The sequence below is a fragment of the Pseudomonas alliivorans genome, from assembly GCF_017826695.1.
Classification (GTDB): domain Bacteria; phylum Pseudomonadota; class Gammaproteobacteria; order Pseudomonadales; family Pseudomonadaceae; genus Aquipseudomonas; species Aquipseudomonas alliivorans.
Genome location: NZ_JAFFZW010000001.1, coordinates 686,480 through 711,572, shown reverse-complemented (window position 1 = coordinate 711,572; position 25,093 = coordinate 686,480). Strand labels below are relative to the sequence as shown.

General features: G+C 57.9%; 21 protein-coding genes. 7 read left to right on the top strand and 14 right to left on the bottom strand.

Annotated elements, in window-relative coordinates; genetic code table 11:
- Nucleotides 1-46: 46 nt before the first annotated feature.
- The gene (locus JTJ32_RS03115) at nucleotides 47-889 is read left to right on the top strand and encodes an EamA family transporter (RefSeq protein WP_210040794.1); all 843 of its coding nucleotides are present in this window, start codon (nucleotides 47-49) and stop codon (nucleotides 887-889) included.
- Here the strand turns inward: JTJ32_RS03115 and JTJ32_RS03110 are convergent.
- The 7 genes from JTJ32_RS03110 to JTJ32_RS03080 all read right to left on the bottom strand — a co-directional run bounded on the left by JTJ32_RS03110 (nucleotide 886) and on the right by JTJ32_RS03080 (nucleotide 9,425).
- On the bottom strand, nucleotides 886-1,581 hold the full coding sequence (locus JTJ32_RS03110) for a tRNA (adenine(22)-N(1))-methyltransferase (protein ID WP_210040792.1): 696 nt from the start codon (nucleotides 1,579-1,581) through the stop codon (nucleotides 886-888). The genes JTJ32_RS03115 and JTJ32_RS03110 overlap by 4 nt on opposite strands.
- Before the next feature lie 295 nt (nucleotides 1,582-1,876).
- On the bottom strand, nucleotides 1,877-3,118 hold the full coding sequence (locus tag JTJ32_RS03105; RefSeq protein WP_210040790.1) for an OprD family porin: 1,242 nt from the start codon (nucleotides 3,116-3,118) through the stop codon (nucleotides 1,877-1,879).
- Between the two features lie 150 nt (nucleotides 3,119-3,268).
- Nucleotides 3,269-5,005, bottom strand: coding sequence for an ATP-binding protein (locus JTJ32_RS03100; protein WP_210040788.1), 1,737 nt, complete (start codon nucleotides 5,003-5,005; stop codon nucleotides 3,269-3,271).
- Nucleotides 5,002-6,603: a 5-oxoprolinase subunit B/C family protein gene (locus JTJ32_RS03095; protein WP_210040786.1), complete on the bottom strand. Its 1,602-nt coding sequence runs from the start codon at nucleotides 6,601-6,603 to the stop codon at nucleotides 5,002-5,004. The genes JTJ32_RS03100 and JTJ32_RS03095 overlap by 4 nt, the downstream gene beginning before the upstream one ends.
- A 9-nt stretch (nucleotides 6,604-6,612) precedes the next feature.
- Complete coding sequence (locus tag JTJ32_RS03090) at nucleotides 6,613-7,407, bottom strand: putative hydro-lyase (protein ID WP_099228234.1); 795 nt, start codon at nucleotides 7,405-7,407, stop codon at nucleotides 6,613-6,615.
- The gene (locus JTJ32_RS03085; protein WP_099228233.1) at nucleotides 7,404-8,174 is read right to left on the bottom strand and encodes a LamB/YcsF family protein; all 771 of its coding nucleotides are present in this window, start codon (nucleotides 8,172-8,174) and stop codon (nucleotides 7,404-7,406) included. The genes JTJ32_RS03090 and JTJ32_RS03085 overlap by 4 nt, the downstream gene beginning before the upstream one ends.
- Before the next feature lie 18 nt (nucleotides 8,175-8,192).
- Entirely contained in the window at nucleotides 8,193-9,425 is a 1,233-nt protein-coding gene (locus JTJ32_RS03080; protein WP_210040784.1) for an NRAMP family divalent metal transporter, read from the bottom strand.
- A 253-nt stretch (nucleotides 9,426-9,678) separates the two neighbouring features.
- Here JTJ32_RS03080 and JTJ32_RS03075 point away from each other — a divergent pair, with 253 nt between their 5' ends.
- On the top strand, nucleotides 9,679-10,347 hold the full coding sequence (locus JTJ32_RS03075; protein WP_099228231.1) for a GntR family transcriptional regulator: 669 nt from the start codon (nucleotides 9,679-9,681) through the stop codon (nucleotides 10,345-10,347).
- A gap of 45 nt (nucleotides 10,348-10,392) precedes the next feature.
- Nucleotides 10,393-11,751 (top strand): chromate efflux transporter, encoded by a 1,359-nt coding sequence (gene chrA / locus JTJ32_RS03070; protein WP_210040782.1) that lies wholly within the window; start codon nucleotides 10,393-10,395, stop codon nucleotides 11,749-11,751.
- Here chrA and JTJ32_RS03065 read toward each other — a convergent pair.
- A complete protein-coding gene (locus JTJ32_RS03065; RefSeq protein WP_210040780.1) occupies nucleotides 11,748-12,323 on the bottom strand; it encodes a TetR/AcrR family transcriptional regulator in 576 nt (191 codons plus the stop codon). The genes chrA and JTJ32_RS03065 overlap by 4 nt on opposite strands.
- A gap of 192 nt (nucleotides 12,324-12,515) precedes the next feature.
- On the opposite strand from JTJ32_RS03065, the gene JTJ32_RS03060 reads away from it, so the two are divergent.
- Complete coding sequence (locus JTJ32_RS03060) at nucleotides 12,516-13,172, top strand: glutathione S-transferase (protein WP_210041114.1); 657 nt, start codon at nucleotides 12,516-12,518, stop codon at nucleotides 13,170-13,172.
- A 149-nt stretch (nucleotides 13,173-13,321) separates the two neighbouring features.
- On the opposite strand, the gene JTJ32_RS03055 is transcribed toward JTJ32_RS03060, so the two are convergent.
- From JTJ32_RS03055 to JTJ32_RS03045, 3 genes are all read right to left on the bottom strand, one after another.
- Complete coding sequence (locus tag JTJ32_RS03055) at nucleotides 13,322-14,110, bottom strand: hypothetical protein (RefSeq protein ID WP_210040779.1); 789 nt, start codon at nucleotides 14,108-14,110, stop codon at nucleotides 13,322-13,324.
- A 279-nt stretch (nucleotides 14,111-14,389) separates the two neighbouring features.
- Nucleotides 14,390-14,773 (bottom strand): nuclear transport factor 2 family protein, encoded by a 384-nt coding sequence (locus JTJ32_RS03050; RefSeq protein ID WP_184319506.1) that lies wholly within the window; start codon nucleotides 14,771-14,773, stop codon nucleotides 14,390-14,392.
- A 143-nt stretch (nucleotides 14,774-14,916) separates the two neighbouring features.
- Nucleotides 14,917-16,020, bottom strand: a complete 1,104-nt coding sequence (locus JTJ32_RS03045; protein ID WP_210040777.1) for an alkene reductase — start codon at nucleotides 16,018-16,020, stop codon at nucleotides 14,917-14,919.
- A gap of 28 nt (nucleotides 16,021-16,048) precedes the next feature.
- Here JTJ32_RS03045 and JTJ32_RS03040 point away from each other — a divergent pair, with 28 nt between their 5' ends.
- Nucleotides 16,049-17,092 carry a LysR family transcriptional regulator gene (locus JTJ32_RS03040; RefSeq protein WP_210040775.1) on the top strand — a complete coding sequence of 348 codons (1,044 nt, stop codon included), beginning with the start codon at nucleotides 16,049-16,051 and terminating at the stop codon, nucleotides 17,090-17,092.
- 728 nt (nucleotides 17,093-17,820) lie between these two features.
- Here JTJ32_RS03040 and JTJ32_RS03035 read toward each other — a convergent pair.
- The gene (locus tag JTJ32_RS03035; RefSeq protein WP_210040773.1) at nucleotides 17,821-18,906 is read right to left on the bottom strand and encodes a type I restriction endonuclease; all 1,086 of its coding nucleotides are present in this window, start codon (nucleotides 18,904-18,906) and stop codon (nucleotides 17,821-17,823) included.
- Between the two features lie 298 nt (nucleotides 18,907-19,204).
- A complete protein-coding gene (locus tag JTJ32_RS03030) occupies nucleotides 19,205-19,897 on the bottom strand; it encodes a hypothetical protein (protein ID WP_236059151.1) in 693 nt (230 codons plus the stop codon).
- Nucleotides 19,898-20,276: 379 nt separating this feature from the next.
- Here JTJ32_RS03030 and JTJ32_RS03025 point away from each other — a divergent pair, with 379 nt between their 5' ends.
- Complete coding sequence (locus JTJ32_RS03025) at nucleotides 20,277-23,276, top strand: type III effector HrpK domain-containing protein (RefSeq protein ID WP_210040771.1); 3,000 nt, start codon at nucleotides 20,277-20,279, stop codon at nucleotides 23,274-23,276.
- 67 nt (nucleotides 23,277-23,343) lie between these two features.
- Here the strand turns inward: JTJ32_RS03025 and JTJ32_RS03020 are convergent, their stop codons facing one another.
- Nucleotides 23,344-24,315: an alpha/beta hydrolase gene (locus tag JTJ32_RS03020; RefSeq protein WP_210040769.1), complete on the bottom strand. Its 972-nt coding sequence runs from the start codon at nucleotides 24,313-24,315 to the stop codon at nucleotides 23,344-23,346.
- Between the two features lie 216 nt (nucleotides 24,316-24,531).
- Here JTJ32_RS03020 and JTJ32_RS03015 point away from each other — a divergent pair, with 216 nt between their 5' ends.
- A complete protein-coding gene (locus tag JTJ32_RS03015; protein WP_210040767.1) occupies nucleotides 24,532-25,074 on the top strand; it encodes a GNAT family N-acetyltransferase in 543 nt (180 codons plus the stop codon).
- Nucleotides 25,075-25,093 lie beyond the last annotated feature (19 nt).

Below are 25,093 nucleotides of genomic sequence, written 5' to 3'. Positions count from 1 at the left end.
CCTTTGCTTCTGGCGCCTCCTTCGCACTGCCGACTCGGAAAACACCATGCTCAGTTACGCAGGCGGTCTGGTTCTACTCGCTGCCGTGCTTCATGCAGGCTGGAACGCGATGCTGCACGGCAACCGCGACCGCCATCTGTCCATGGCCTGGATGGGCATCATGATCGCGTCCGTGTCGACCGTCGCGGTCGTGATACTGCCCTTGCCAGCGGCCGGAGCCTGGCCCTATCTGATCGCCTCCGGGCTGGTGCACATCGTCTACAACATCAGTCTGGTGCGCTCGTATCGCAACAGTGATCTGGCAGTGGCCTACCCGATCGCCCGGGGTTCCTCGCCCCTGCTCGTCACCCTCGGGGCCGCACTGTTCGCCAACGAAACGCTAAGCGTTGTGCATGTTCTGGGGATTGTCATGATATCGGGCGGCATTCTTACGCTCGCCTTCCTTGACCGGCATGTCTCCCGCTCCGGCGTGCTTGCGGCACTTGCCACAGGCGTGCTGATCGCGCTCTACACCGTGATCGACGGCATCGGCGTGCGGCAATCGGAGGGTCAGGCGCTGGCCTACACCGCCTGGATGTTCATGTCGTTCTGGGCGATGCCGTTGTTGTTTGTGGCGAGCCGCGGGATCAACGAACTGGCCGCGTCCTTGAAAAAGCACCCGTCTGCCGTCAGCTCCTCGGCACTCGGCGGGCTGGTGTCCATCGCCGCCTACGGCATTGTCATCTGGGCCATGCAGTCAGGCGCCATGGGCGGCGTGTCGGCCTTGCGCGAGACCAGCGTGGTGTTCGCGGCGCTGATCGGGAAGATGTTTCTGGGCGAAGAGATGAGTACGAAGCGCTGGGCTGTTTGCGGACTGGTGGCGGCCGGGGCCATTTGTCTTGGGCTCTAAGCCAACAGCTCAGTGATCCAGCGAATCTGCCGCTCGATCTCCTGCAACTTCTCTTCAGGCACGCCCTGTTTTGCACGGGCGAAACTGGTCAGGGTTTTCTGCCGCTGCTGCAGCAAACGCTGCCACTTGGCCAGGAATGCCGGGCTGCGTGTCTGCAGTTGTAACGGGCCGAAGTACAGCTCTTCTGCGGTGTAGGTCACCGGGCCGGTGCGCTCGGCGATGATGATTTCATAGTCGAAGCGGTTCTCACGCAGCACTTCTTCACAGACGATGCGGTAACCGTTGTCCATCAGCCATTGGCGCAACGGTTGCTCGCCACCGTTGGGCTGCATGATGAGCAACTCAGTGCCGCTCAAACGTGCTTTGCCAGCGTCGAGGATGTCGCGAATGGTCTCGCCGCCCATGCCGCACAGGCTGATCGCGGTAATGCCGTCGTCCGGCTCGATGGCTGCAAGACCATTGGCCAGGCGCACAGTGATCCGTTGTTCAAACCCGTTTTCACGCACAACGCGCTGGGCCGAGTAAAACGGCGTGACAGCGACTTCGCCCGCAACCGCAGCAGCAACCACGCCACGACGCATCAGTGCCACCGGCAGATAGCCGTGATCCGAACCGATATCGGCCAGCCGCGCATCGGCGGGCACGTGCGCTGCCACGCGCTCCAGGCGCACGGACAATGTCTGTTCGTTCAACGACAACCCCTTTCATCAAAACGTCCGCACGCACGGGCCGGATCGGGGCGCGATTCTGTCGGGGTATGACGTGGATTTCAACTGCACGGCTTTCATATGCATTCCTCTTGCAGCACAAAGAACCGCCGGGTGCTTGAAAGCAGTGCGCCAGGCTTGTGCGTATTCGTAAGCCGCGTAGTTGAGGTCAGTCTGGCTGTGGCCCAGCGCGCGATGCCCCGGCTCCCGGTGCTTCGAACGATCAAGCCGCCTTCCACAGCCTGGTGTTTTTACAGGACGTTATCTTTCCGACAATCCGTCACCACAACGGCAGTGTGTAACTCACGATCAAACGCGTTTCATCCAGATCGTTGCCGAAGTTGGAACGGACCGTGGCGTTCCTGAGCCTGAGGCCCACATTCTTCAACGAGCCACTCTGGATGACGTATGCCAGATCAGTGTTGCGTTCCCACTCCTTGCCCGTATTACTGCCTGCAACCAGAGCGTTATCGCCGCTGACATAGCGGGACATGAACGTCAGTCCGGGAATGCCCAGTGCGACAAAGTTGTAGTCGTAGCGCAACTGCCAGGACTTTTCCTGCGTGTTGGCGAAGTCGTTGATCTGAACGAAGTTCACCAGATACGGATCGGAGTTGGCAATATAAGGAAACGGATCGTCGCCGCTCATGCGCTGATACGCGGCCATGAACACGCTGCTGCCCAGCGTGTAGGACACCTGCCCGTTGGCAGCGCGGTTGTCGAGGTGACGAAAGTTACCGTCCTCGGTACTTTTCGAATAACGCAGGTCAAACTTCAGTGACTGACGATCCGCAAGCGGAATCTCGTAAACAACGCCACCGTAGTACTGCCGATAAACATTCTCCAGATTGCCGTAATACAGACTGGTGCTCAGCGTCTTGCTAAAACTGTAAGTGCCACCGCCAAAAGTAAAGTCATCACTGGTACCGCCAATGCGGTTGCCGGTGAAGTCCTGATAGTTAGAGGAGCTGTTGAACTTGATCTGTTCCAGCTTGCCACCCTGCAGGCTGAGATTGCTGATATCTTTCGACGTCAGCATTGCACCTTCGAAAGTGGCGGGTAACAGGCGCGTGTCATTGCTCGACACCACCGGACTGCGAAACGCCAGAGAGCCGACCCTGAGTATCGTCTCGGAAACTTTCGCCTTCGCCGTCAACTCAAGTTTCGAGTATTCGTCCTGCGAGCCACGGCCGTTTCTGGAGCTGAGGTCAGCAGGAAGCAGCCCCGTGCCGCCTGATCCGTCCCCACCGTCCAGCTTCAGGCCCAGCATGCCAAGCGCATCGAGACCGAACCCCACCGTACCGGCGGTGTAACCGGACTCGACCCTGAACAGCGCCCCTTGCGCCCATTCCTTCGCCGAGTCCCGCTGAGCGGTCGGCGGTCCGTTACGAAAGTCCCGATTGAAATAGAAGTTGCGCAACTCCATGCTGGCCTTGCTATCGGCAATGAAATCCGCCGAGGCCAACAATGGGTACGTCAGTGCACAAGTACTGATTAAGCAAAAAGCCTTATTGATCGACATTCCCGTCATGCTCCGGATAAGGGCAGATTGAATCGGTTGGTTTTATTTTTATAAGCCGTGCGGTGGTGCGTGAAACGAATTTCTGGCGGCAGGACGCAACAGCCGGGTCATTGACCCGACTGTGTTAGTACCGAAAGAAGGTGTTGCTGATCAGCTATCGGTGTTGATGCGCCCGATCTGGAACTTTGCGTTCAGATAACTTCCGGGCTGTTCGGTAATCTGCAGTTGACCGGCACAGGGCGCCAGAACCGATGTTTCCATTTTCATCGCTTCCACCACTGCGATGACCTGACCGGCCTCCACCGACTCACCGTCCTTGGCCACCCAACTGTGCAGATTGCCTGCGACCGGCGTCAGGACAGCCTGTGGATCTACCGCTTCGGCCGATCCAGGTGCGACCACCGCCTCATTTGCCCCCACGCTGACGCCACGCAGCAGCGCTGCCGGCAGACCCAGTTCATGGCGCTTGCCGTCGATCTCGACGAAGGTACGCAAGACGCCTGGATCAGCCGACTCGACGCTGCGCGGGGCCAGGGTGATCTGCTCGGCAAAGTCTGTCTCGATCCAGCGGGTGTGCACGTCGAATGTGTCGGCGGCAGTGAAGTCGTCATGGTCCATGACCGCGCGATGGAACGGCAACACGGTTGCCACGCCCTCGACACGAAACTCGGCCAGCGCACGGCGGGCACGACGGATCGCCTGCTCGCGGGTGGCACCCGTGACGATCAGTTTGGCGATCATCGAATCGAAATTAGGCGACACACGAGAGCCCTGCTCGACGCCGGTTTCCAGACGAACGCCCGGACCGGACGGCGGTTGAAATACGTCGATGGAGCCAGGCGTCGGCAGAAAGCCGTTACCCGCATCCTCGGCGTTGATACGAAATTCAAAGCTGTGGCCACGCGGAACCGGTGTGCCCTCAAACGACAACGGCAGACCGTCAGCCACGCGCAGTTGCTCGATCACAAGGTCAATGCCGCTGGTTTCTTCGGTAACCGGGTGCTCGACCTGCAAGCGGGTGTTGACCTCAAGGAAGGACAGCGTGCCGTCGGCGCTGAGCAGAAACTCCACCGTGCCCGCACCGACATAGCCCGCCTCGGCGCAGATGTCGCGGGCCGAGTCATGAATGCGCTGACGCAGCGCGTCATCCAGATAAGGCGCAGGCGCTTCTTCAATCAGCTTCTGGTTACGGCGCTGCAACGAACAGTCGCGGGTGCCGGCCACCACAACACGACCGTGGCGGTCTGCGATGATCTGCGCTTCGATATGGCGCGGCTTGTCCAGAAAGCGCTCGACGAAGCATTCACCGCGCCCGAACGCCACCACCGCTTCACGCACGGCCGACTCATACAGTTCGCTGACTTCATCCAGTTTCCACGCCACTTTCAGACCGCGACCGCCGCCGCCGAACGCAGCCTTGATCGCAATCGGCAGGCCGAACTGTTCGGCAAAGGCGACCACTTCGCGGGCGTCGTTGACCGGGCCTTCAGTACCGGCCACCAAGGGCGCACCGACTTTCTGGGCGATGCGTCTGGCCTGGACCTTATCGCCCAGCGCATCGATGGTGCTCGGGTCCGGGCCGATCCAGGTCAGGCCTGCATCGATCACGGCGCGGGCGAAATCGGCACGTTCGGACAGAAAACCATAGCCTGGATGAACAGCGTCGGCACCGGCACGAGCCGCCACCGCAAGCAGCTTTTCGATGTTCAGGTAAGTGTCGGCAGGCCGCTCGCCATTCAGCCCATAAGCCTCGTCGGCCTGGCGTACGTGCAGCGCATCGATGTCGGCGTCGGCATACACCGCCACCGAAGCCACGCCATAGTCGCGGCAGGCGCGGGCGATACGGATGGCAATTTCGCCACGGTTGGCAATCAGAACCTTTTTCATTGGTTATTGGTCTCGTCTGAAAGAGCTGGGCACACGGGCTGGAACGCGCCCAGCGGATTGAAGCGAATGCGGGAGTTGATCGGAATCTGACCGGCCAGATCCAAGTGATGCGGCGCCACCACGGCAATCACCGGATAGCCACCGGTCAACGGGTGGTCCGCCAGAAACAGCACCGGCTGGCCACTGGGCGGCACCTGGATAGCGCCAACGGCAGTACCCTCGCTGGGCAGCTCGCCGTGAACCGAACGCTCCAGTGCCTGATCACCCGCCAACCGCACGCCGATGCGGTTCGATTGCGGCGTGACTTGCCAGGTCTGTCCGGCCAAAACAGCCTGAGCGTCTGCGGTGAACCAGTCACTGCGCGGCCCCATGACCACATCCAGCACAATCACCTGATCGGAACGAGGCATGTCGAACGGTTGTTCTTCGCTGAGGGACACCGACGCGCCGCCCGGCTTGTGATGAAAGCCAAGACGATCGCCGGATGTCAGCGGCGCAGGTCCGACCTGAGCCAATGTGTCGCTGGACAGGCTGCCCAGCACCGGTTCCTGCGTGAAGCCGCCGCGAATCGCCACATAGTTGCGCAGACCGGCAGAGGGCGAGTCGATACTCACTTGATCGCCCTCCTGCAGGGCGAACGGCGTGTAAAGCGCCGGGCGCAGCCGCAGGCCTTCGGCAGTGAGGACTTCCACAGCAGCGGTTGCGCCAGTGACGGCCGCCACGGTCTGGCCGTGACAGGTGAATGTCAGGCCGCCCATCAGCACCTCAAGGCAGGCGCTCGCCGGGTCGTTGCCCACCGCGCGGTTGGCGGCGCGCAACGCACCCCGGTCCATGGCACCGGAAGCTGAAACTCCCTGCCCTGCACGACCGGGACGTCCGAGGTCCTGAAACAGGGTCTGCAAACCCGGCGACAGCACTTCCAGATAGTTTTCAGTGGCGTGAGACGCCTGACGACGTACCGGTGTGGCTACAGAAACGGTTTCGGTGACAGGACCAACGTCTACAAAGCGCACCCGATAGCCCGGTTGCAGCAATGCAGGTTCGTCGCGCTCCAGATCCCACATCCGGGCGTCGGTGATGCCGATGATCTGCCAGCCGCCGGGACTGGCCTGCGGATAGACGCCGCTGAAACCGCCCGCCAGCGCCACGGCACCGGCAGGAATACGGGTGCGCGGCGTACTGCGGCGCGGCACCACAAATTCCGGGCCGCCACTCAGGTACGCAAAGCCCGGCGCAAAGCCACAAAACGCCACGTTGTAATCGCTGCCGGTATGGCGCCGGATCACTTCTTCAGGACTGATGCCCAGTTCGCGGGCGACGTCATCCAGGTCCTCGCCGTTGTAATGCACCGGGATTTCGATCAGCTTGCCCGCTGCGCGAGCCTTGCCATGCACGTCACGCGTGGCGATCTGCGCAGCAAGTGCTTCGCGGCTGACCGCGCCGGGACGAAAATGCACCAGCACTGTCCGGGCGGCGGGAACGAGTTCCTCCACGCCATGGATGGGCTGTTGCTGCAAAGAGTCGAACAGGGCAAGGGTCTCGTCCAGGTTCGCCAATTCAACCAGGAGCGCGTCCTGGCTGACCGGGTAGAAACGCATGATCCTCTCCTATACGTGGTAGTGGCTGTCGGGCACATCGGTGATGAACATGTAACCCGGTGCATGGGAAATCGCAAAAGGTACTCCGGACGCCATGACCACAGCCTGCGGTGTCACACCGCAGGCCCAGAACACCGGGACTTCGCCGGGTTTGACAGTAACGGCATCGCCGAAGTCCGGACGGGAAATGTCCGCGATACCCAGCAAACCAGGCTCGCCTACATGGACCGGAGCGCCATGCACGTTGGGATAGCGTGCGGTGATCTTGACGGCATCGGCCACCCGGTCCGCCGGGATGGGCCGCATCGAGACCACCGTTTCACCTTTCAGACGCCCGGCCGGACGGCAGAGGCGGTTGCTGCGATACATCGGCACGTTGCAGCCCTCGCTGATGTGACGCACATCGATGCCGGCTTCCAGCAAAGGGGTCTCGAAGGTGAAGCTGCAACCAATCAGAAAAGTGACCAGATCCGTATGCTCGGTCCAGAGATCCCGCACATCGGTCACTTCATCGGCCAGCTTGCCGTCGCGCCAGACGCGATACAGCGGAATGTCAGTACGCAGGTCAGCGCCCTCGGCCAGAACGGTGCTGTAACTGCCGGCCTCAGTGACGTCCAGAATCGGACAGGCTTGAGGATTGCGCTGAGCGAACAGCAGAAAATCGTAGGCCCATTCGCGCGGCAGGCAAATCATGTTGGCCTGGGTCAGACCCGGTGCATGGCCCGCAGTGGGAGACACCATGCCTTCGCGATACTGGGCACGGGCGGCAATGGCTGCCTGACGGGCGTCGTTGAAGGAATTCATGGCTGACCTCGGGTAAATGCACGAATGTTGACCCCTGCCTCAAGCAGACGTCGTTTGAGGGCGTGGGCGATATTCACCGCGCCCGGGCTGTCGCCATGCACGCAGATCGAATCGGCTTCCAGCTCGATCAGGCTGCCGTCCTCGGCCTCGATGACGCCATCGCGCACCAGACGCAACATGCGCGCGGTGATCAGCTCGACATCGTGCAACACGGCACCGGGACGCGAGCGGGACACCAGCGTGCCTTGAGCGGTATACGCCCGGTCCGCAAAGGCTTCGGACACACAGGTCAGACCCGCATCACGCGCCCAGCCGAGCAACTTCGAATTGGCGAGGCAGACCAGCTTGAGCTGCGGGTCGATGCGCAGGATCGCCTGAATCACCGCAGCCGCCTGAACCGGGTCGCCTGCGATGGTGTTGTACAGCGCGCCGTGAGGCTTGACGTAGGTCACTGTCGTCCCGGCGCTGCGGGCCAGGCCCTGAAGCGCACCGATCTGGTAGATGACATCGGCGGTGAGCTGCTCGGTCGGCACGTCCATGTTGCGCCGACCGAAGCCGACCAAGTCCGGATAAGCCACATGGGCACCGACGGCCACATCACGCGCTGCGGCGGCTTCCAGCGTGCGCAGTATTCCGGCCGGATCGCCGGCATGAAATCCGCACGCCACGTTGGCGCTGCTGACCACTTCGAGAATCGCCGCATCGTCGCCCATGCTCCAGGCGCCGAAGCTTTCTCCCAGGTCGCTGTTAAGGTCAATTGCACGCATCAGAAAATCTCCTTTGGATCAGGCCGCGCCGATGAAGGCAAAAATGGCGCCTGCCGATTTGTAAGCCATGAACCACGACAGCAGACAGGTCAGGATGCCCAGCACCAGCAGCCAGCGAGGATAGTGGTAGCCGTCCATGAGGTCCGAACGGCGCCAGCCCACGTACATGAAAATACTTAGGCCCAGCGGCAGGATAAGGCCGTTGAAACCACCTGCGAACACCAGCAGTGCCGCTGGCGGCTTGCCGATCAGCAGATACACCGCCATGCAGATGACAATGAAAGCCACGGTGGCGAGGTGACGAGCGCGCTCAGTGATCTTCCTGGAGAACACCGTTATGAAGGACATCGACGTATAAGACGCGCCGATCACACTGCTGATACCCGCCGCCCATAGCACCAGGCCGAACATCATCATGCCGATGTCGCCTGCTGCCGCCTGGAAGGCTTGGCCGGCAGGGTTTGCGCCCTTGCCAGACACGTCGATGACCACGCCGCTTGCCACCACACCCAGAATAGCGAGAAACAATATGTAGCGAGCGATGCCAGTGACCAGGATACCGGTCAGTGCAGCGCGGGATACGGCCTGAATGTTTTCCACGCCAACGGTGCCACGGTCAAGCAGACGGTGAGCGCCTGCATAGGTGATGTAACCGCCTACCGTGCCGCCCACGATAGTCGTAATCGAGGCAAAGTCGATGAAGTCAGGCCACACCGACTGACGCAGGGCCTCGCCCAGCGGCGGATGGGTCGCGAAGCAAGCGAACACGATCAGGCATATTTTCAGAATGCCCAGCCCCATCATGATCCGGTCCATCGCCACCCCTGCGCGATGAGACGAGAAGATCGCAATGGCGAGCAGCGCACTCAAGGCGCCCCCCCATTTGGGATCGAGGCCGGTCAGCGCATTCAAACCCAGACCTGCACCGGCAATGTTACCCAGCATGAACACCAGACCACCGCACAGCACCAACACCGTCAGCAAGTAGCCACTGCCCGGAATGGCAGCATTGGCCAGATCGGCCGCGCGCATTTTGGTCAGCGACACGATACGCCAGACGTTCAACTGGACCACGAAATCGATCAGGATCGACGCCAGAATACCAAACGCAAACGCTGCACCCAGCGTGGCGGTAAAGGTCGCCGTCTGAGTGAGGAAGCCTGGACCGATGGCGGACGTCGCCATCATGAATATCGCGGCGATCAACGAAGCGCGCCGGGCTTTCGTAAACTCTTGAGTGGTCTGTGTCACGGCAACATTCCTACGGTGAGTGATACCTGAGCAGAGCAATGAGCATGCCAATACTCAACCAATCAGCCTGAGATGTAGGTGCCAAGCGGAATTATTGTTGAACAATCCTATAGCTATTGATCACTCAATTGCACCAATTTGTTACTTCAAGAACCAGAGGCGCTACCTAATGAAGCACACAGCGCGCTTCTTTCTTGCCACGCACTAAGCTCTCAGGGAATATCGTCGCGGCTTTTCCCACCCTGGACCCCTTATGAACGACGCAGTACCCCCTTCTCCCGCCCGCACGCTGGGAGAATCCATCACTCAAGAAATTCGCAGGATGCTGGTCGAAGGCGAACTGGTGCCAGGTCAGCGCCTGTCCGAAGCGGCGCTGGCCGAGAATCTGGACATCTCGCGCAATACGCTGAGAGAAGCGTTCAGGGTGCTGACGCGCGAAGGCCTGCTCAAGCACGAACCCAATCGCGGCGTGACGGTGGCCGAGCCGGACATGGCCTCGATCATCGACATCTACCGCGTGCGCCGCTTCATCGAATGCAATGCCATTGCCCAGGGCTATCCACAGCACCCCGGAGCGCTGCGCATGCGTGAAGCGGTCGACGCCAGTGTGCGTGCGCGTGAAGCCAAGGACTGGGTGGCCGTGGGTACCGCCAACATGATGTTCCACCAGGGCATTGTCGAACTGGCCGACAGCCCGCGTCTGGTGGTGTTCTACGGACAAATCTCGGCGGAGCTGAGGCTGGCCTTCGGGTTGCTCAACGCGCCGGAGTTCCTCCACGTTCCTTACATCGACATGAACGCCGGGATTCTTGAATGCGTTGAAGCGGGCCAGTCTGAAAAGGCTACTGCGATGCTTGAGTCGTATCTGGTGCAATCGGAGCGGACGGTACTGGCTGCTTACGAGCGCAGCCTGAAACGGTAACCCGTAACCATTGGCGCGCCCTGGAACGTTCTGAGGAATCTGCCGGTGAACACAGTCGGCCCGTCACTTGTTGAACAAGACCTTTCCAGGCCGGAACCCGTCAGCCTTCGCGAAGCCTTCCGGTTCTGGCTCAAACTGGGCTTCATCAGCTTCGGCGGTCCGGCCGGGCAGATTTCAATCATGCATCAGGAGCTGGTGGAGCGCAGACGCTGGATCTCGGAGCGCCGGTTCCTGCATGCCCTCAACTACTGCATGTTGCTCCCCGGCCCGGAGGCGCAGCAGCTGGCGACCTACATTGGCTGGCTGATGCACCGGACATGGGGCGGTGTCATCGCCGGTGCCCTGTTTGTGCTGCCCTCACTGTTCATCCTGATCGCGTTGTCGTGGATGTACATAGCACTGGGTGATGTGCCTGTCGTGGCCGGACTTTTCTACGGCATCAAACCCGCCGTGACTGCCATCGTGGTGCAGGCGGCTCACCGGATCGGCTCGAGGGCTTTGAAGAACAACGCGCTATGGGCGATTGCAGCCGCGTCGTTCACCGCCATCTTCGCCTTCAATGTGCCGTTCCCCTTGATCGTGCTCGCCGCTGCCGTCATCGGCTACGCAGGAGGTCGCCTCGCGCCGGAGTACTTCCGCGTTGGAGGGCACACGACAGCGGACAAGACCTTTGGCGCGGCGTTGATCGACGACGACACACCGACGCCCGAACACGCCCGATTCAGCGCCTCGAAGCTGATGAAACTGATCGTGATCGGTCTGGTGCTGTGGACGCTGCCCATGGCGATACTGACCGCCCTTTTCGGCTGGACCGGCACTCTGACGCAAATGAGCTGGTTCTTCACCAAGGCGGCGTTGCTGACCTTCGGCGGTGCCTACGCGGTGCTTCCCTACGTGTATCAGGGCGCAGTCGGACATTTCGGATGGCTGACGCCGACCCAGATGATCGACGGGCTGGCACTGGGTGAAACCACGCCAGGACCGTTGATCATGGTGGTGGCCTTCGTCGGATTTGTCGGTGCCTACGTGATGCAGGTCTTCGGGCCGGATCAAGTGTTTCTGGCAGGTGCGGTCGCCGCCGCACTGGTGACCTGGTTCACCTTCCTGCCGTCGTTCCTGTTTATTCTGGCGGGCGGTCCGCTGGTGGAATCGACCCACAATGAGCTCAGACTGACCGCCCCGCTCACCGCCATCACCGCCGCAGTGGTCGGGGTCATCCTCAACCTCGCCTGTTTCTTCGGCTACCACGTGTTGTGGCCCCAAGGCTTCGGAGACAGGATCGACTGGCCCTCAGCGCTGATCGCCATTGCCGCCGCCATCGCCCTGTTTCGCTTCAAACGAGGCGTTATACACGTGCTGATCACGTGCGCGCTTACCGGGTTAGCGGTGCACCTGTTGCGCTAGCTGACGGAGGGTATTGAGATCAGTCCGGCTTCCTGATAATCGAGAATCAGGTCGTCGAACTGGCTGATGTCCAGGCGGGTTCGGGCAATCAACTGCGCCCCGGCCACAGCAGTGAAAATGGCACGCGCACGGCGTTCGCATTTTTCCACGCTTCCCAGTCCCGCATCAGCCAGCACCTGAGCGAGCCACGCCACGTTGGCGTCTGCAAATGCCTTGACCTCGCTCTTCACTTCCTCAGGCAGGTCTTCATATTCGGCCGCCATGAAACTGGACAGACACAACCGGTTGCCGTTTTCCAGTGACGTGCGAAAGATCGACGGGTACAGCTGCAGGCAACGCGCCGGATCGGTGTTCTCATCACGAATCGCCTCCAGCACGGCAGCCGTATCCTGCCAGTAGCGTCTGGCAACCGCCGCACCGAGATCCGCCTTGCTGGGGAAGTGGTAGTAAATGCTGGCGTTCTTGATCCCCACGGTATCGGCGATGCTGCGGAAATTGATTCCGCTGTAGCCGTGTACCTGAGCCGCGCCTTTCGCAGCGGCCAATATGGCTTCCCGGGCATTCTCGCTCACGTGTGGTTCCCCGCTCGTACAGTCACTTGATCATTGCCGGCGATTCTACTCGCAAAAATCTTTACCTGCCAACTGGTAGGCAGGGGTTGACAGCGCCGAATCGAGCGCTCACTCTTTACCTACCAACTGACAGGCAGGTAACTGACCATGACACATGCAACTGCACCCTCGACCCCAACCACCATCCCGATGATGAAAATCCACGATTGGTACGACGGCCCTTACCCGGCGCGTGTCCGCATCGCACTGGCCGAGAAAGGCCTGCTCTCCAACATCGAGTTCGTGTCCGTCAACCTGTGGACTGGCGAACACAAGAAACCGGAATTTCTGGCCGTCAATTATTCGGGCACCCTTCCAGTTCTGGAACTGAACGACGGCACCCTCATCGCAGAATGCACCGCCATCACTCAATACCTGGATGCATTGGTGGGCAGCCCCGACCTGACCGGCGAAACGCCTGTCGAAAAAGGCCTCATCCACATGATGACCAAACGCGCGGAAATCGAATTTCTCGACGCCGTCAGCACCTACTTCCACCACGCCACCCCAGGGTTGGGGCCAGACGTCGAGCTGTATCAGAACGCCGAATGGGGCAACCGGATGCGCGACAAGGCCGTCAGAGGCATGCGCTATTTCGATGAACTGCTCCAGCATCAGCCCTTTGTCGCAGGCGAAAAGTTCTCGATGGCCGACATCGCCGTACTGGGTGGGATGATATTTTCTTCGCTGGTGAAACTGCCGGTGCCTGAAGAATGCACCGCGCTGCGCGAATGGCATCTACGGATGCAAGAACGGCCGAGTGTGAAGACGTGGAAAGAGATGGTTGAGAGCGGCAGACCGAAAGGCTGAGCAGGTCACCCCTGATCCAGCGGGTGAACGCAGTGCAGTGGTCAACTGTTTGCGGACACCTCAACCGGTGATTGCCATGCCACGTGCCGCCCATACGAATGGGCGGCACGCGGTTCTATATGGATTGAAATCGCCCTTCGACGTAGAACCTAACCTGCCAGATCCGCTCGTTCGAGCAAAGCCCTGACAAATCTTTTTCTGGTCAGGTCAGCACATTTGCCTCGATACCTCTCGCTGATCAATTCCGATATACCGACAACCATCGTCAATAACATCCCGGTCGTCAAAACCAGCGTGATCGCGACAAGGAAAAGGGTAAGGGAATATTTTGCAGCATTGCCTGCAAGCACTGAGAAATCAATATCAGCCGCCGTGAAATCAACGCCTGGAATTCTCAACGCAAAATTCAGCAACGCCAAAATGACTGGAATGGATAGCACGCTCTGAAGCGGCTTGAGGCTGAAGAACCCCATCAGGAATCGATCACCCAATTGCCTGTTCTTTCTGGACTCAACCAGCATTCCCTGGACCTCATAGAAGGTTTTCGTCACCCCAAGATACTTGTCGGGCGAGACCGGTAGATTCTGTTTAAGCCAGATACTTTTGACAGTCTCCCTGTCCTGTTTTTGGCAAAGCGAATCGGGGATGCCTGACCTTTTAAGCTTGTCAGATCTGTACACAGGTTCATAAAAAACCATCCAGACGATCAATCCGAGAAGCTCAAACAGAACGGCCACCGCCGCCAGCGCTGTACTCGCCTCACGTCCTGACATCCAGGCGCCTACGCTGCTGAACATAAAAAGTAGCGTGAGCATGAAGAACACGTTCGATGTCCAGTAAGCGATATTCTTCGGGCCGCCCTTGAGAGAGCGGAAATAGAATAACTCCGAATACTTGACCGCCATTTTTTCGAAATCTGAAAGTGTAAGAACCTGCACGGCGTCCTCGCTTGACTTGTTTTTCCAGCTCTTGACTGAGCACAACACATCATATATCGAAAAACCCCGATATTTAAGTACTGCGTCAATAGCCCTGCATCCCGGAACACCATAGGCACAAGCATCAGGACTTGACCTATTTAAAGCCAGTCAGATATCGAAGTCAGCGTATTTCAGCCGCTATGCCGGACGCACAGTTGCAGCGCTCGGCTGCAAAAGAAAAACACGACAGACAGGGTTGAAGGCTTCATCTGCCGCGTGGCCAAGGAAGTTATATATTCAAGGCGCGACGTGGGTGTGGAAAATCTTGCTGACCACAGTCCACTCGCCATCGACCTTCAGCAGGTTAAAGAAATCTGTAAAGCAAAAGCCCGACACATCATTGGTATCGATGCGCGCGCTGGCAGCGGTGCCTACGATGTCGATATTGACGATTACACCTTGAGCTTCAGGTGACGGGCGGAACGCGCTGTCAATGACATCGAACAATGTCTGAATAGGCCCACCGGTCAGCTTGCCGTCACCATCAACACTGAACATCGTTGCTTGCTCACTGAAAGCTGGCTTCATGATGCTGCTTTTGGCCTGTTTGCAGCCTTCGTTGTATTTATTCAGCACTTCGACGATGGCTTGATATTCCGAAACATAGGTAGGTTTGTTCATGTTTGTACTCCTGATGTTAATTCGAGTCGTATTAAAAAACCGGCCACTTTTGACTGGCATTGAGATCAACCCCTGCCATCGCTCTGTAGCGACGTCCAGCGCTGGAGCCCAAGGTCTCACGTTTGAAGTGTTGCCCAGTCGGCTTATTCAGCGAGCGTAGGCCAGTCGGTGTAACCTTTTGCGCCGTTACCGTAATAGGTTTCGCGTGGCGCAACAGCGAGTCCTGCACCTTCTTTTAGCCGCCGCACCAAATCCGGATTGGCAATAAACGGGCGACCGAAAGCCACTGCATCGACCTTGCCCTCAGCACGGCGGGTAACGGCCAGTTCGATGTCGTAATTGTTGTTACCGATGTAGGGGCCTTTGAACCGTGCACGTAACGCATCGAGATCAACGTTTTCCGGAACAGTGCGTGACGTAGCGGTAGCGCCCTCGACAAAATGCATATAGGCGAGCTGGAAGCGATTCAGTTGCTCAATCAAATAGCCATAGGTTTGCATTACCTGGCCGTCCAGAGGCGTGTTTCCGGCATCTGGCGTCACGGGAGAGAGGCGAATTCCAACGCGGTCATGCCCCCAGATCTCGACGACTGCAGCGGTGACTTCCTGTGTGAGTCGTGTGCGATTCTCAATCGAACCACCATATTGGTCGGTCCGCTGATTGGTTGAGTCGCGCAGAAACTGATCGAGCAAATAGCTATTGGCAGAGTGCACTTCAACACCATCAAAGCCGGCACGTTTAGCGCATACGGCGGCGTGTCGGTACTGCTCGATAATGCCCGGAATCTCGGACGTCTCCAGCGCCCGCGGCATGGAGACGTCCATCATTCCCTTTTCAGTAAAGGTCTGGCCTTCGGCTTTAATCGCCGATGGCGCTACCGGTGCCGTGCCACCGGGCTGCAGGGCCACATGCGAGAAACGCCCCACATGCCACAGCTGGCAAACAATAAGCCCGCCAGCGGCATGCACCGCATCTGTGACCCGTTTCCAGCCTGCCACGTGCTCTTCAGTCCAGATGCCTGGCGTGAATGCATACCCCCGCGCCTGGGCGGAAATATTGGTCGCTTCACTAATGATCAGACCAGCGCTGGCACGTTGGGCGTAGTAGCGAGCGTGCATTTCATTGGGTACGCCTTCTGGCCCCATGCGGCTGCGCGTTAAAGGGGCCATGACAATACGGTTGGCCAGAGATAAGGCGCCTAAAGCCATTGGCGTGAAAAGATCCGTTGATGGACTGTTGAGTGTCATGGGATTCCTAGTGATAAATGTTTGCCGGATGAAAATCCTTGCTGCATCAACTATGGTGGTTAATGATAATGACGTAAATAGTCATAAGCATGGATACAGTATGAGCAAAAAGGTCATAATTCAGAGCCCGAGGTGCGCTGAGGGCGCTGAGGGCTCACTGCCTTTACCACCGGTGCATTTACCCGGTCTTTTAACCTTCGAGGCTGCCGCCAGACATTTAAACTTCGCTCGCGCCGCCGCAGAAATCGGTGTCACGCCAACTGCGGTATCACGCACGATCAAAAGCGTGGAGGCGCAACTCAATGTGCGGCTATTCAATCGAACAACGCGCAGTGTCAGCCTGACCGAGGCCGGCGCGTCACTGAACGCGGCACTGGCACCTGCGCTTGCCTTGATCAGAGACTCCTTGTCACAAGTCTCGCTCGTGACGGATCAACCCTCTGGCACAGTGCGCCTCAACTCGTCGTACGTTGCATACCGCATCCTGATCGAGCCGCATCTGACCGCCTTCATGGAGCAATTCCCTCTGATTAACGTCGAGGTATCATTGGATAACCAACTTGGCGATATCGTTAATGCCGGTTTCGATATCGGCATGCGCATGGGAAAAAGAGTGCAGAACGACATGGTCGCGGTACAGTTGGGAGCGACACAAAAAAGAATTGTGGTGGCAGCGCCGGATTACTTCAGCACCTTGGCTGAGCCCCAGACACTGGAGCAACTGCTGAAGCACAACTGCATTCGCCAACGGTATTCAGTGGGTGGAAGATTCTTTGAGTGGAGATTTGAAGATGGCGGACAAATGGTCCAAGTGGATGTTCAAGGACGTTTTATTTTTGACGAAATGAGGTCCGTCCTTGATGCCGCGATACAAGGCCATGGCATTGGCTTTGTTTTCGAGGACTTTGCAAAACAAGAGTTAGAAAACGGTACGCTTCGTCAGGTATTGAAGCAGCACAGCGGCATGGACGATGCGTTTCATCTTTACTACCCACATCGCAAACACATGCCAGGCAAGCTGCGTGCGTTTGTTGATTTCATGCGCAGTGCCAATGAAGTGGGGAATTTTTGATTCAACTTTACTACGTTGGCCTACTCAGAAACATCGAGTAATCGGCACACATAAAGTCAGGGCACACCTTTTAAGGTCCAAGACTATGAATAGTCAGTAATGTCCAATGTTGGCCGGTTACTGCCAAGAACTGCCTCAGCCAGCTGGTTATCGAAGTATTCGGTGTCATCGCGGGGCTCTGAATCCAATCGCCGCTTGGCCTCGGCAACATTTGAGGAAATGCGATTCGCTGGTTCAGAAAAGCAGCGACCATGAGATCTGACAGTTCTTTAAGAGGCGTATCCCAAGCATCTCGACAATGCTGTAGTAACGTTGTCGGAGCCTCTCCTTTCCAAGGGCCAACGATGTTGGCTACTGTCGTCGGTTGGACCATAAGCATCCATTCGTAGTGGTTGGAAAAAGGGATTCTACCCACAGATCGCATGCCGTGCGAAGGGCAGCTGTGGGTCGAAAGCGGCCAGTCGGTGCTTATTAGTGGGCGTCATAACACATATTCGCCCTAATGCCACACCTCCATAGGTTGAGCAGGCGCGTGCACGACCACACCACCGGCCTTATCCGTGGTATGCCAGCCTCTCACCCTCTGGCGTCCGGCAGGTACAGAAAAGCCCGCCAATGCGGGCTTTTCTGTGTGGAGGCATTTAACGAATGTCCCGTTATAGGAACACTAAAAACAGAGCGCCAAGAACGTTGTCGTCTCCGATACCATACTAATATTTAATTAAAATTCAAATCACTTTGTAGTGCAAAACTGTTTCTTTTAGCATTTCACTAAAGCTGTAGATATCATCGAGAGTTGCTATCGGATGTCTAGTTTCACCTTTGTCTTTCTCAAATATGCCAATGTACTTTTGGGCACGATTGAAATGTAATCGCGCAATAGGTTTTCTGTTGTTGTCGTCCAAGAGAACACCAAAATAACTTTGGGTGTCTCGATGGTTAATCCGCTTAGCGTCCACCACCGTACGTATGATGGATTTGACGATGTGAAAACCTTCCATCTCTTCCACCGTAGTAACTATTCGATCCGCTAATGGAGCATCTTTCTCTGGACTTGTATTGGCTTCTATCAGTACCTCAGCGACAGTAGGCACGGTAACCCCGCTCATAGCTGACTTCAATCGGTCATTGATTTGGTCATTCAGAAATTGCGAGGTGGCTTTTTTTGTCAACACAATGAACTGTTCACGTACTTTTTGAGTGATAGCACCCTCATATATACGGGACGCGAAATACCTAACGAAGTCGTCATCAGGCTGACTGAACTGAGCAGCAATCATGCGCTTTATTTGACCGACGTATTTCAGTTCACCAGCTGCGTTTAGAATTGATTCAACATCGAAGGATGATTTTGTCAGTTTTTGAAGCTCAGGAATCGCATGATCATCGATTGCAAGAAGATCCAATTCTAAGAATGGTTTTTCGTCCATCTTGTTAGGCGCATCGAGATCTGTGAAAAACTTATAGACCCTACCATTTGTCAATATTGAAATTCTTGCAGTCGTTACATGAAAATACCGAAAAAGCTGGCTGGCATGATTTATGTTAAGAGGTTCGCCGACCTTTTTTGTCTCAATAAGAATTTGAATATTTCCATCTTTTACGATGGCATAGTCAATCTTTTCACCTTTCTTCGTTCCTACATCACAGGTGTATTCGGGGACGACTTCAGAAGGGTCGAATACATCGTAGCCAAGCACCGTATGAATGAACGGCATGACTAGAGCTGTTTTGGTTGCCTCTTCTGTCTGAATCGAAGCGGCTTGCTGCCGAACTTTCGCGGACAGAGAGTTGAGTGATTCAAGAAAATCCATTTTTGGAGCTCCGTGCTGGGCTCGCAAGCCCTTGATCCAATCGGTAAGGGCGTAACGCTACTACGGCGGCTTGGGGAAAGCCACAGATCACACTTGGCGTTGAGTATGAAGGCAGGACTCGACGAGCAGCATCAGCGCCATTTGGAGCATTTCGAGGCGTTTTTTCGCCGCGTAACAAGGAGCGATTACCCCGGCTGAGCGGGGCCGTGGGAAACTTTCGACATATACCCAGTCCGCGCGCGGCGTAGCGAGGTCCCAATGTCGTTACCGAAATACGCCTTTCGACCCAAAGCTTTCATCAAATTGGGGTAACGAAGCGCGTTTCGAGGCCCACGTTTACTGGCGGTAGGGCATTAATCAACACGACGGCATCGTCGCCTTGGTTAAGGTAAATCAAGAAGTCACCAGTCTCGAACGTAACTCTGAATCCGGCCAACCAAGGCTCGGGTCCGCTGAAAGAGTCAAGAATTCCCTCGACTGCGCAAATTTTTGTGTTCCCAAGGTGCGTTGCTGATAAACCTGCGAGCAGGTTCTCCCTTTTCCAAGAGCAGGTCGCGTTCGGCTCTATCTCGAAAGCCGTTGGCGTATCGGACGGCAACCAGTCCGCGCCTACTCTCTCGCCGTCACTCAAGAGATACATCGATAAAACTTCTCGCTCGCCAAAATGCCACTCTAGAGAACCTATGTCTCCCAGTTCTTTCTCGTCGTTGAAATAATACTGGTCGTGCAGCAGCTCGCTCAGGCGCTTTCCCAAAAGCGAGCGTGCGTTTTGAAGGTCTTGTACAGCCCTTGATGGGGACGGAGAGTAGCGGCCAGACACCGTGTATCTCATACAGGTGGGAAGAGTGGCAGATACTACACAAACGCCATCAAGTCTGCTTCTGGCCGAAAGCACCCTTTCGCACCACGCCACATCCGGCCGAAGCCCCAACGCGTTGGAGAAGCTGTAAACCTCTACCCCCCTTTGAAAACGTCCTTTGCCGCCAAGCATTTTCAGTACCAGATATGTACCCTTCCGGCAAAACCCGATGTCATCAGCAGCGGGCTTGCTGTCACTGATTTTCTCTTCCAGTCAGGCGCTTTTCAAAAAAGCGTCGTTCACTTTCCGGACTGCTGGTCATCTTCACAAGCCCGTTGTCTGCCAACGGAAGTACGCCTCGACCTCCGCGAATCACCGACACCCCCCTTCCCCCCACCTGTGTAAATTCACAACATTTCACAGCCCGTGTCACATCCACCTCATGTGCGCTCCCTACCCTCGGGTGTGTTCGAGCCTTACCTCTCTCTACCCTGTCAGTCAGCCGGTCAGCGCTCGGCGTCGCTTTTATGCGGCGTTGTTCTGGCGGGGTTTATTACCAAGGAGCCTGCACATGTCCGTTTCCGTAGAAAACATATCCAAGAACCGCACGGCGGAATCCAATTCGCAAAGTCAGTGGAGCAACTCGGTTGACCGCGCAAAGGCCAAAGACGCGGGCATCGAGTGGGAGTTGCCCGGCGATGACAAGCGATCTGCCCAAGAGATTATCGACGCCAGCCCGTTGCTGAAGAATCTGGGCAATCAGAGTGGCGTGAAGGACAAGCTCAAGGAGCGTGTCGGTGACTTCGAGCATGATCGCGACGCGGCGTATCGCGCTGTTCAGGTTCTGGATCATGTGGAATTGCTGAACGAGGACGGCGTGCGCATTGTGAATGGCAATGACGGCAACGGCCGGGTCGATGGGTTCACCAAGGGTGGTGACGCCAGACACGGCACCGAAGCCGGTCGTTTGCAGGATTTCGGCAAGTACGGCTGGGAGAATCTCAAGGGTGAGCTCAAGCACGTGGACAGCGCCGGTGACAGCAGCGCTGCGCGGGAGCAGGCCGAAGCGGCGGGCATCCAGTGGGTTCGTCCGGAGGGCGATACCCGTTCGGCTCAGGACATCATTGACGATAATCCACTGCTCAAGCATATGGGCAATCAGAGTGGCGTGAAGGACATGCTCAAGGAGCAAGTGGGTGACTTCGAAAACGATCCCGACGCGGCTTTCCGTGCGGGCCAGGTGATGGACCGTATCGTCGGTTACGACGAAGGTGGCAAACCGCTGACCGGCAAGGACGTGGCTGACACCCGGATCAATGGCTTTACCAAGGGCGGCGAAGCCAAACACGGCACCGAAGCCGGACGTTTGCAGGACTTCGGCAAGTACGGTTTCTCGTCCCTGCCCAAGGCGCAGGCCAGTCATGACATCGCCGGGTATAAAACCTACGTTGAAACCAACAAGAACGCCGACGAAGGTTCCAGGCAGATTGCGCAATACACGGCGATTCTGGAGCAGATGTACGACTCCATTCGTGGCAAGACTGGCGCCGACGGCACCCTGACCGCTCAGAACATCAAGGACTACATAGACAGCAACCCGCAACTGGGTGGCCTTGAGCAAGATGCCTTGAGCTTCTGGTCGCAGCCGGGCGCCTTCAAGCTGCTCGACACGGCCAGCGGCAATCTGGCGAAGTCGGCCGACGGCAAGGTCAGCAGCGGCGACCTGCAGGCCTTTCTGAAAAGTGGTGCTCCGGTGGACGCCATGACCCTGAGCAGCCTGTTGTCCAGCGTGGTCTCCGGGAACCTGACCCGCAACGTGGACACCAGCAAGCTGGGCAAAGACGTGTTCGAACACCCTGAACACTACACGGCCGAGGAAAAGGTCGCGGTGCTGCTGGATTTGCAAAAATCCCAGAAGCTGGTGGTAGACGGCGCCAACGCCGGAATGTGGGGCGACGATTACGGCAAGGTCGCCATCGCCAATGGGTCTGGCGCTATCTGGGAACCGGAGAAGCTGCTCAAGGATATCGGCGACCACATGGCCATTCTGCAGAACGACCCCGAGACCGCAGCCTTTCTCAAAGACAGCAGCGCCAAGGGCATGAAGGACTTGTTCGAGGCCAGTCCGGGCCTCAAGGATGCGGTCAGCAAAACCTACGAAGACGAGATCAAGTCCGGCAAGGCACTGGACAAGGCCTGGGAGGCCAACACCAAGGATGGCAAGACCGATCAGACCGCCGCGCTGACGCAGTTTTACGCCACGGCTCAGAGCGTTCAAGGCATCCTGGGTATCAATAACGCTGCCGAGATCCAGGCTGGCGTAGGCAAGTCTTCCCACAGCGAGGCCCTGAAGACCTATTACAAGGATTCTCTGGCCTCCGGTGAGCGTATGCGCGAGTTGCTCAAGACCAATGCACCGGAAGCAGCCGCCAGTGCTTTCAGCATGGAAGTCGCGCTCTATAACGCCACGCTGGACCCGACCTTTACCGGAGGCTTCGACAAGCAGCTCAACGACAATTTCTCGAAGATATCCCAGGAAAACCTCTTCAAGGACGCCACCTTCGAAGACATGCAAAAAGCCTTCGGCAAGGACGGCGGCAAGGACCTTGACGAGGACAAAGTGCGCAAGCTGATCGATCAGATGCGCCAGGAATCTCCGGAACTGCTGCTGAACAAGGATGGCACTGTCGCCACTACCGATCAGGTGCTTTCGGGTTTCAGGGGTAACTGGGACATGTTCCGCCAGGGCACCAAAGCGTTGGACAAGATGGACATGCTGAGCAAGTTCGACACCGGTGGCGATGCCAAAGGTGCGTATGGCAGCGGTGTGCTTCACGGGGTCAGCGGTCTTTTCATGGCGGGCATGACCATCGCTCGGGGCGCGCAGGGTTCGGGCAAGCTGACCGACCGCAACATCGTCGACATCACCACCGGCTCGGTGCAGGCCGCCACGCTGTTCACCGAAGGCGGCACCAAGGCTTATCAGGTCTCGATGAACGAGTCGCTCGCCAAACGGGAAAAGACCCTGACCGACAACCCTGACAACCTGTCCCGCGAGCAACTCGATAAACTCAAGGACAACATCAAAGACGGCAAGAACGCGATCGCTGTCGCCAAGCAGTATGAGGAAGCGGCCAAGGGCCTGGGCGGTCTGGCCAATATCGCGGCAGGTGCCTACGGGATTTTCGATGGCGTGAACGCGATCCGTCGAGGCGACAACCTCACTGGCGGCTTCGGCGTGACTGCCGGGTCTCTGGGCGTTCTTTCCGGTTCGGCCTCGGCCCTTGAGGGCACACTGGGCCTGCTGAGCGCCAACCTGCCCCGCTTCATCCCGGCGCTGGCTGCAGCCGCCGGTACGCTGGGTTTCCTGGCTGGCGGCGTGGCGGTCCTGGGGGCGCTCATTCCCGGTCTGGTCAGGGAAGGCCAACAACAGGCCAAAGCCGATGACTTCGCACAGGTGCTGGGGGACAGCATCAGACGCTACGCCATCGACGGTGTGAAGGATGGCACCATCGACGACATTCCAATCAAAGACTGGCCGGGCGGTGAAGACTCCACCGTCGCGTCCTGACGCAGCGCGGGGCGCAAGCCCCGTGACGTGCGCTGACCCTCACACCCGGTCTCGCCGGATGTGAGGATCAGGCCTCAGCCTTGATCATCCCGCTCAGCCACTCCCGACTGCGTGCCAGCACCCTCCCCGACATCGCCGTAGGGAAGTGAACGAACCCGTGCGGCAAGTCCGGCAGCCGGTGCATTTCCACCTCCGCCACGGTTTTCCAGCGCTCGGCCATTTGCAGCGTGTCGTCCAGCAACGGATCGATGTCGCCGACGAACATCAGCGCAGGCGGCATGCCGGAAAGATCGCCGTACAAGGGCGACAGCGTGGGTTGCCGACGCTGCTCGTCGGTCAGACCAGGCGTGAGCAGGCGCAAGGCCTCGACCATGCCGGGGCCGTCGAGAACGAGCGTTTCGGGGCCGGCGGCGCGCACGCTGGGAGTTCCGGTGAGGTCGTAGACGCCGTAGTAAAGCAGCGCGCCTTTGATGCGTTGCAGCAGCTCGGGCTTCTCTTTCAGTTTCAGCAGCGTCGTGGCCGCCAGGTGGCCACCGGCGGATTCACCGACGACGATGACAGGCAGGCCCGCGAACTCAGGGCAATTGTCTCCCAGCAGCCAGCACGCGGCCGAGAAACAGTCGTCCATCACCCCTTCAACGGGCGTGGACACGGCGAGCCGGTAATCCACCGACACCACGGCCACGTCGCATTCGTTGACCATCGCGACGTTGAGGTCATCGTTCATCTGCGCATTGCCGATCACCCAGCCGCCACCGTGAAAGTCGAGCACAACACCTTTTGGCTGGCCCTTGGGCCTGATGATGCGCACTGACACGGGGACACCGTGGGTGCTGACGATTTTCTTTTCGGCCTGAAGTCCGTGTCGAGTGAGCTTGCCACCGCCGCCGATCTGGCTGACGCGCAACAGTGACTGAATCAGCACGGGCATGACGCGGTTGCGTATTTTGAAACGCGGAAAGCGGGCGAGCTTCCTGTTTAGCTGGCGGGCCTCGGCCCGCTCCTGCTCGCTGAAAGACAAGGATTGTCTGTTATCCAAATGCTTGCGCTCCTGTCAGGCCGATGGTCGTCGTTATGATTGATGGGGTGCAGTCATGAATAGAGTCGCGCGTCGCGGCGGCGTTCATTGCATGAAATGACGATGCGATGTTGCCTCGGGCAGTGTTAAAGGCTGATGTACGTATTCATTGATTGATCAATGCGGCAGCGCCGGGTAAAAAACCCTGTGCCTTTCTGAACGTGCAAGGAGCACCGGATGCTGGAGTTGAACACTGAACGGCTGTACCTGAGGACAATGGTCGAGGCGGACTGGCCGCTGTTTCTCAGGCTGCACCGGGAACCGCAGACCATGCAGTATGTGTTCGGAGACATCGGCGAAGAGATGATTCGCAGAGGCTTCGATCATCGGCTGCCTGCATGGAATCCGCAGTCGGATCACTGGCTGTGTCTGGTGGTGATCGACAGGCAAAGCCGTCAGGAGCTGGGCGTGAGCGGCTTTCGTATCCTGTCGCCGGGGCATGCCGAAATCGGTGGTCTGTTGTTGCCGGAGCATCAGGGCCAGGGTTACGGCACCGAGTCCTGGCACGCCGTCATCGACTACGCCGCCGCCATCGGGCTGGAGTCGCTGGAGGCGACCGTGACCGATGGCAACATCGCATCCTGCAAGCTGCAGGAGAAATGCGGCTTCACCTTTGAGCGTCGTGTACCGCAGGCGTATCAGATCGGTGATCAGTGGTTTGATGACCTGATTTACGGGTTACAGCTGGGGCCGCTGCGCAGCCCGTCGCTGCCGTCGTAACCTGCGAGAGCTCCCACGC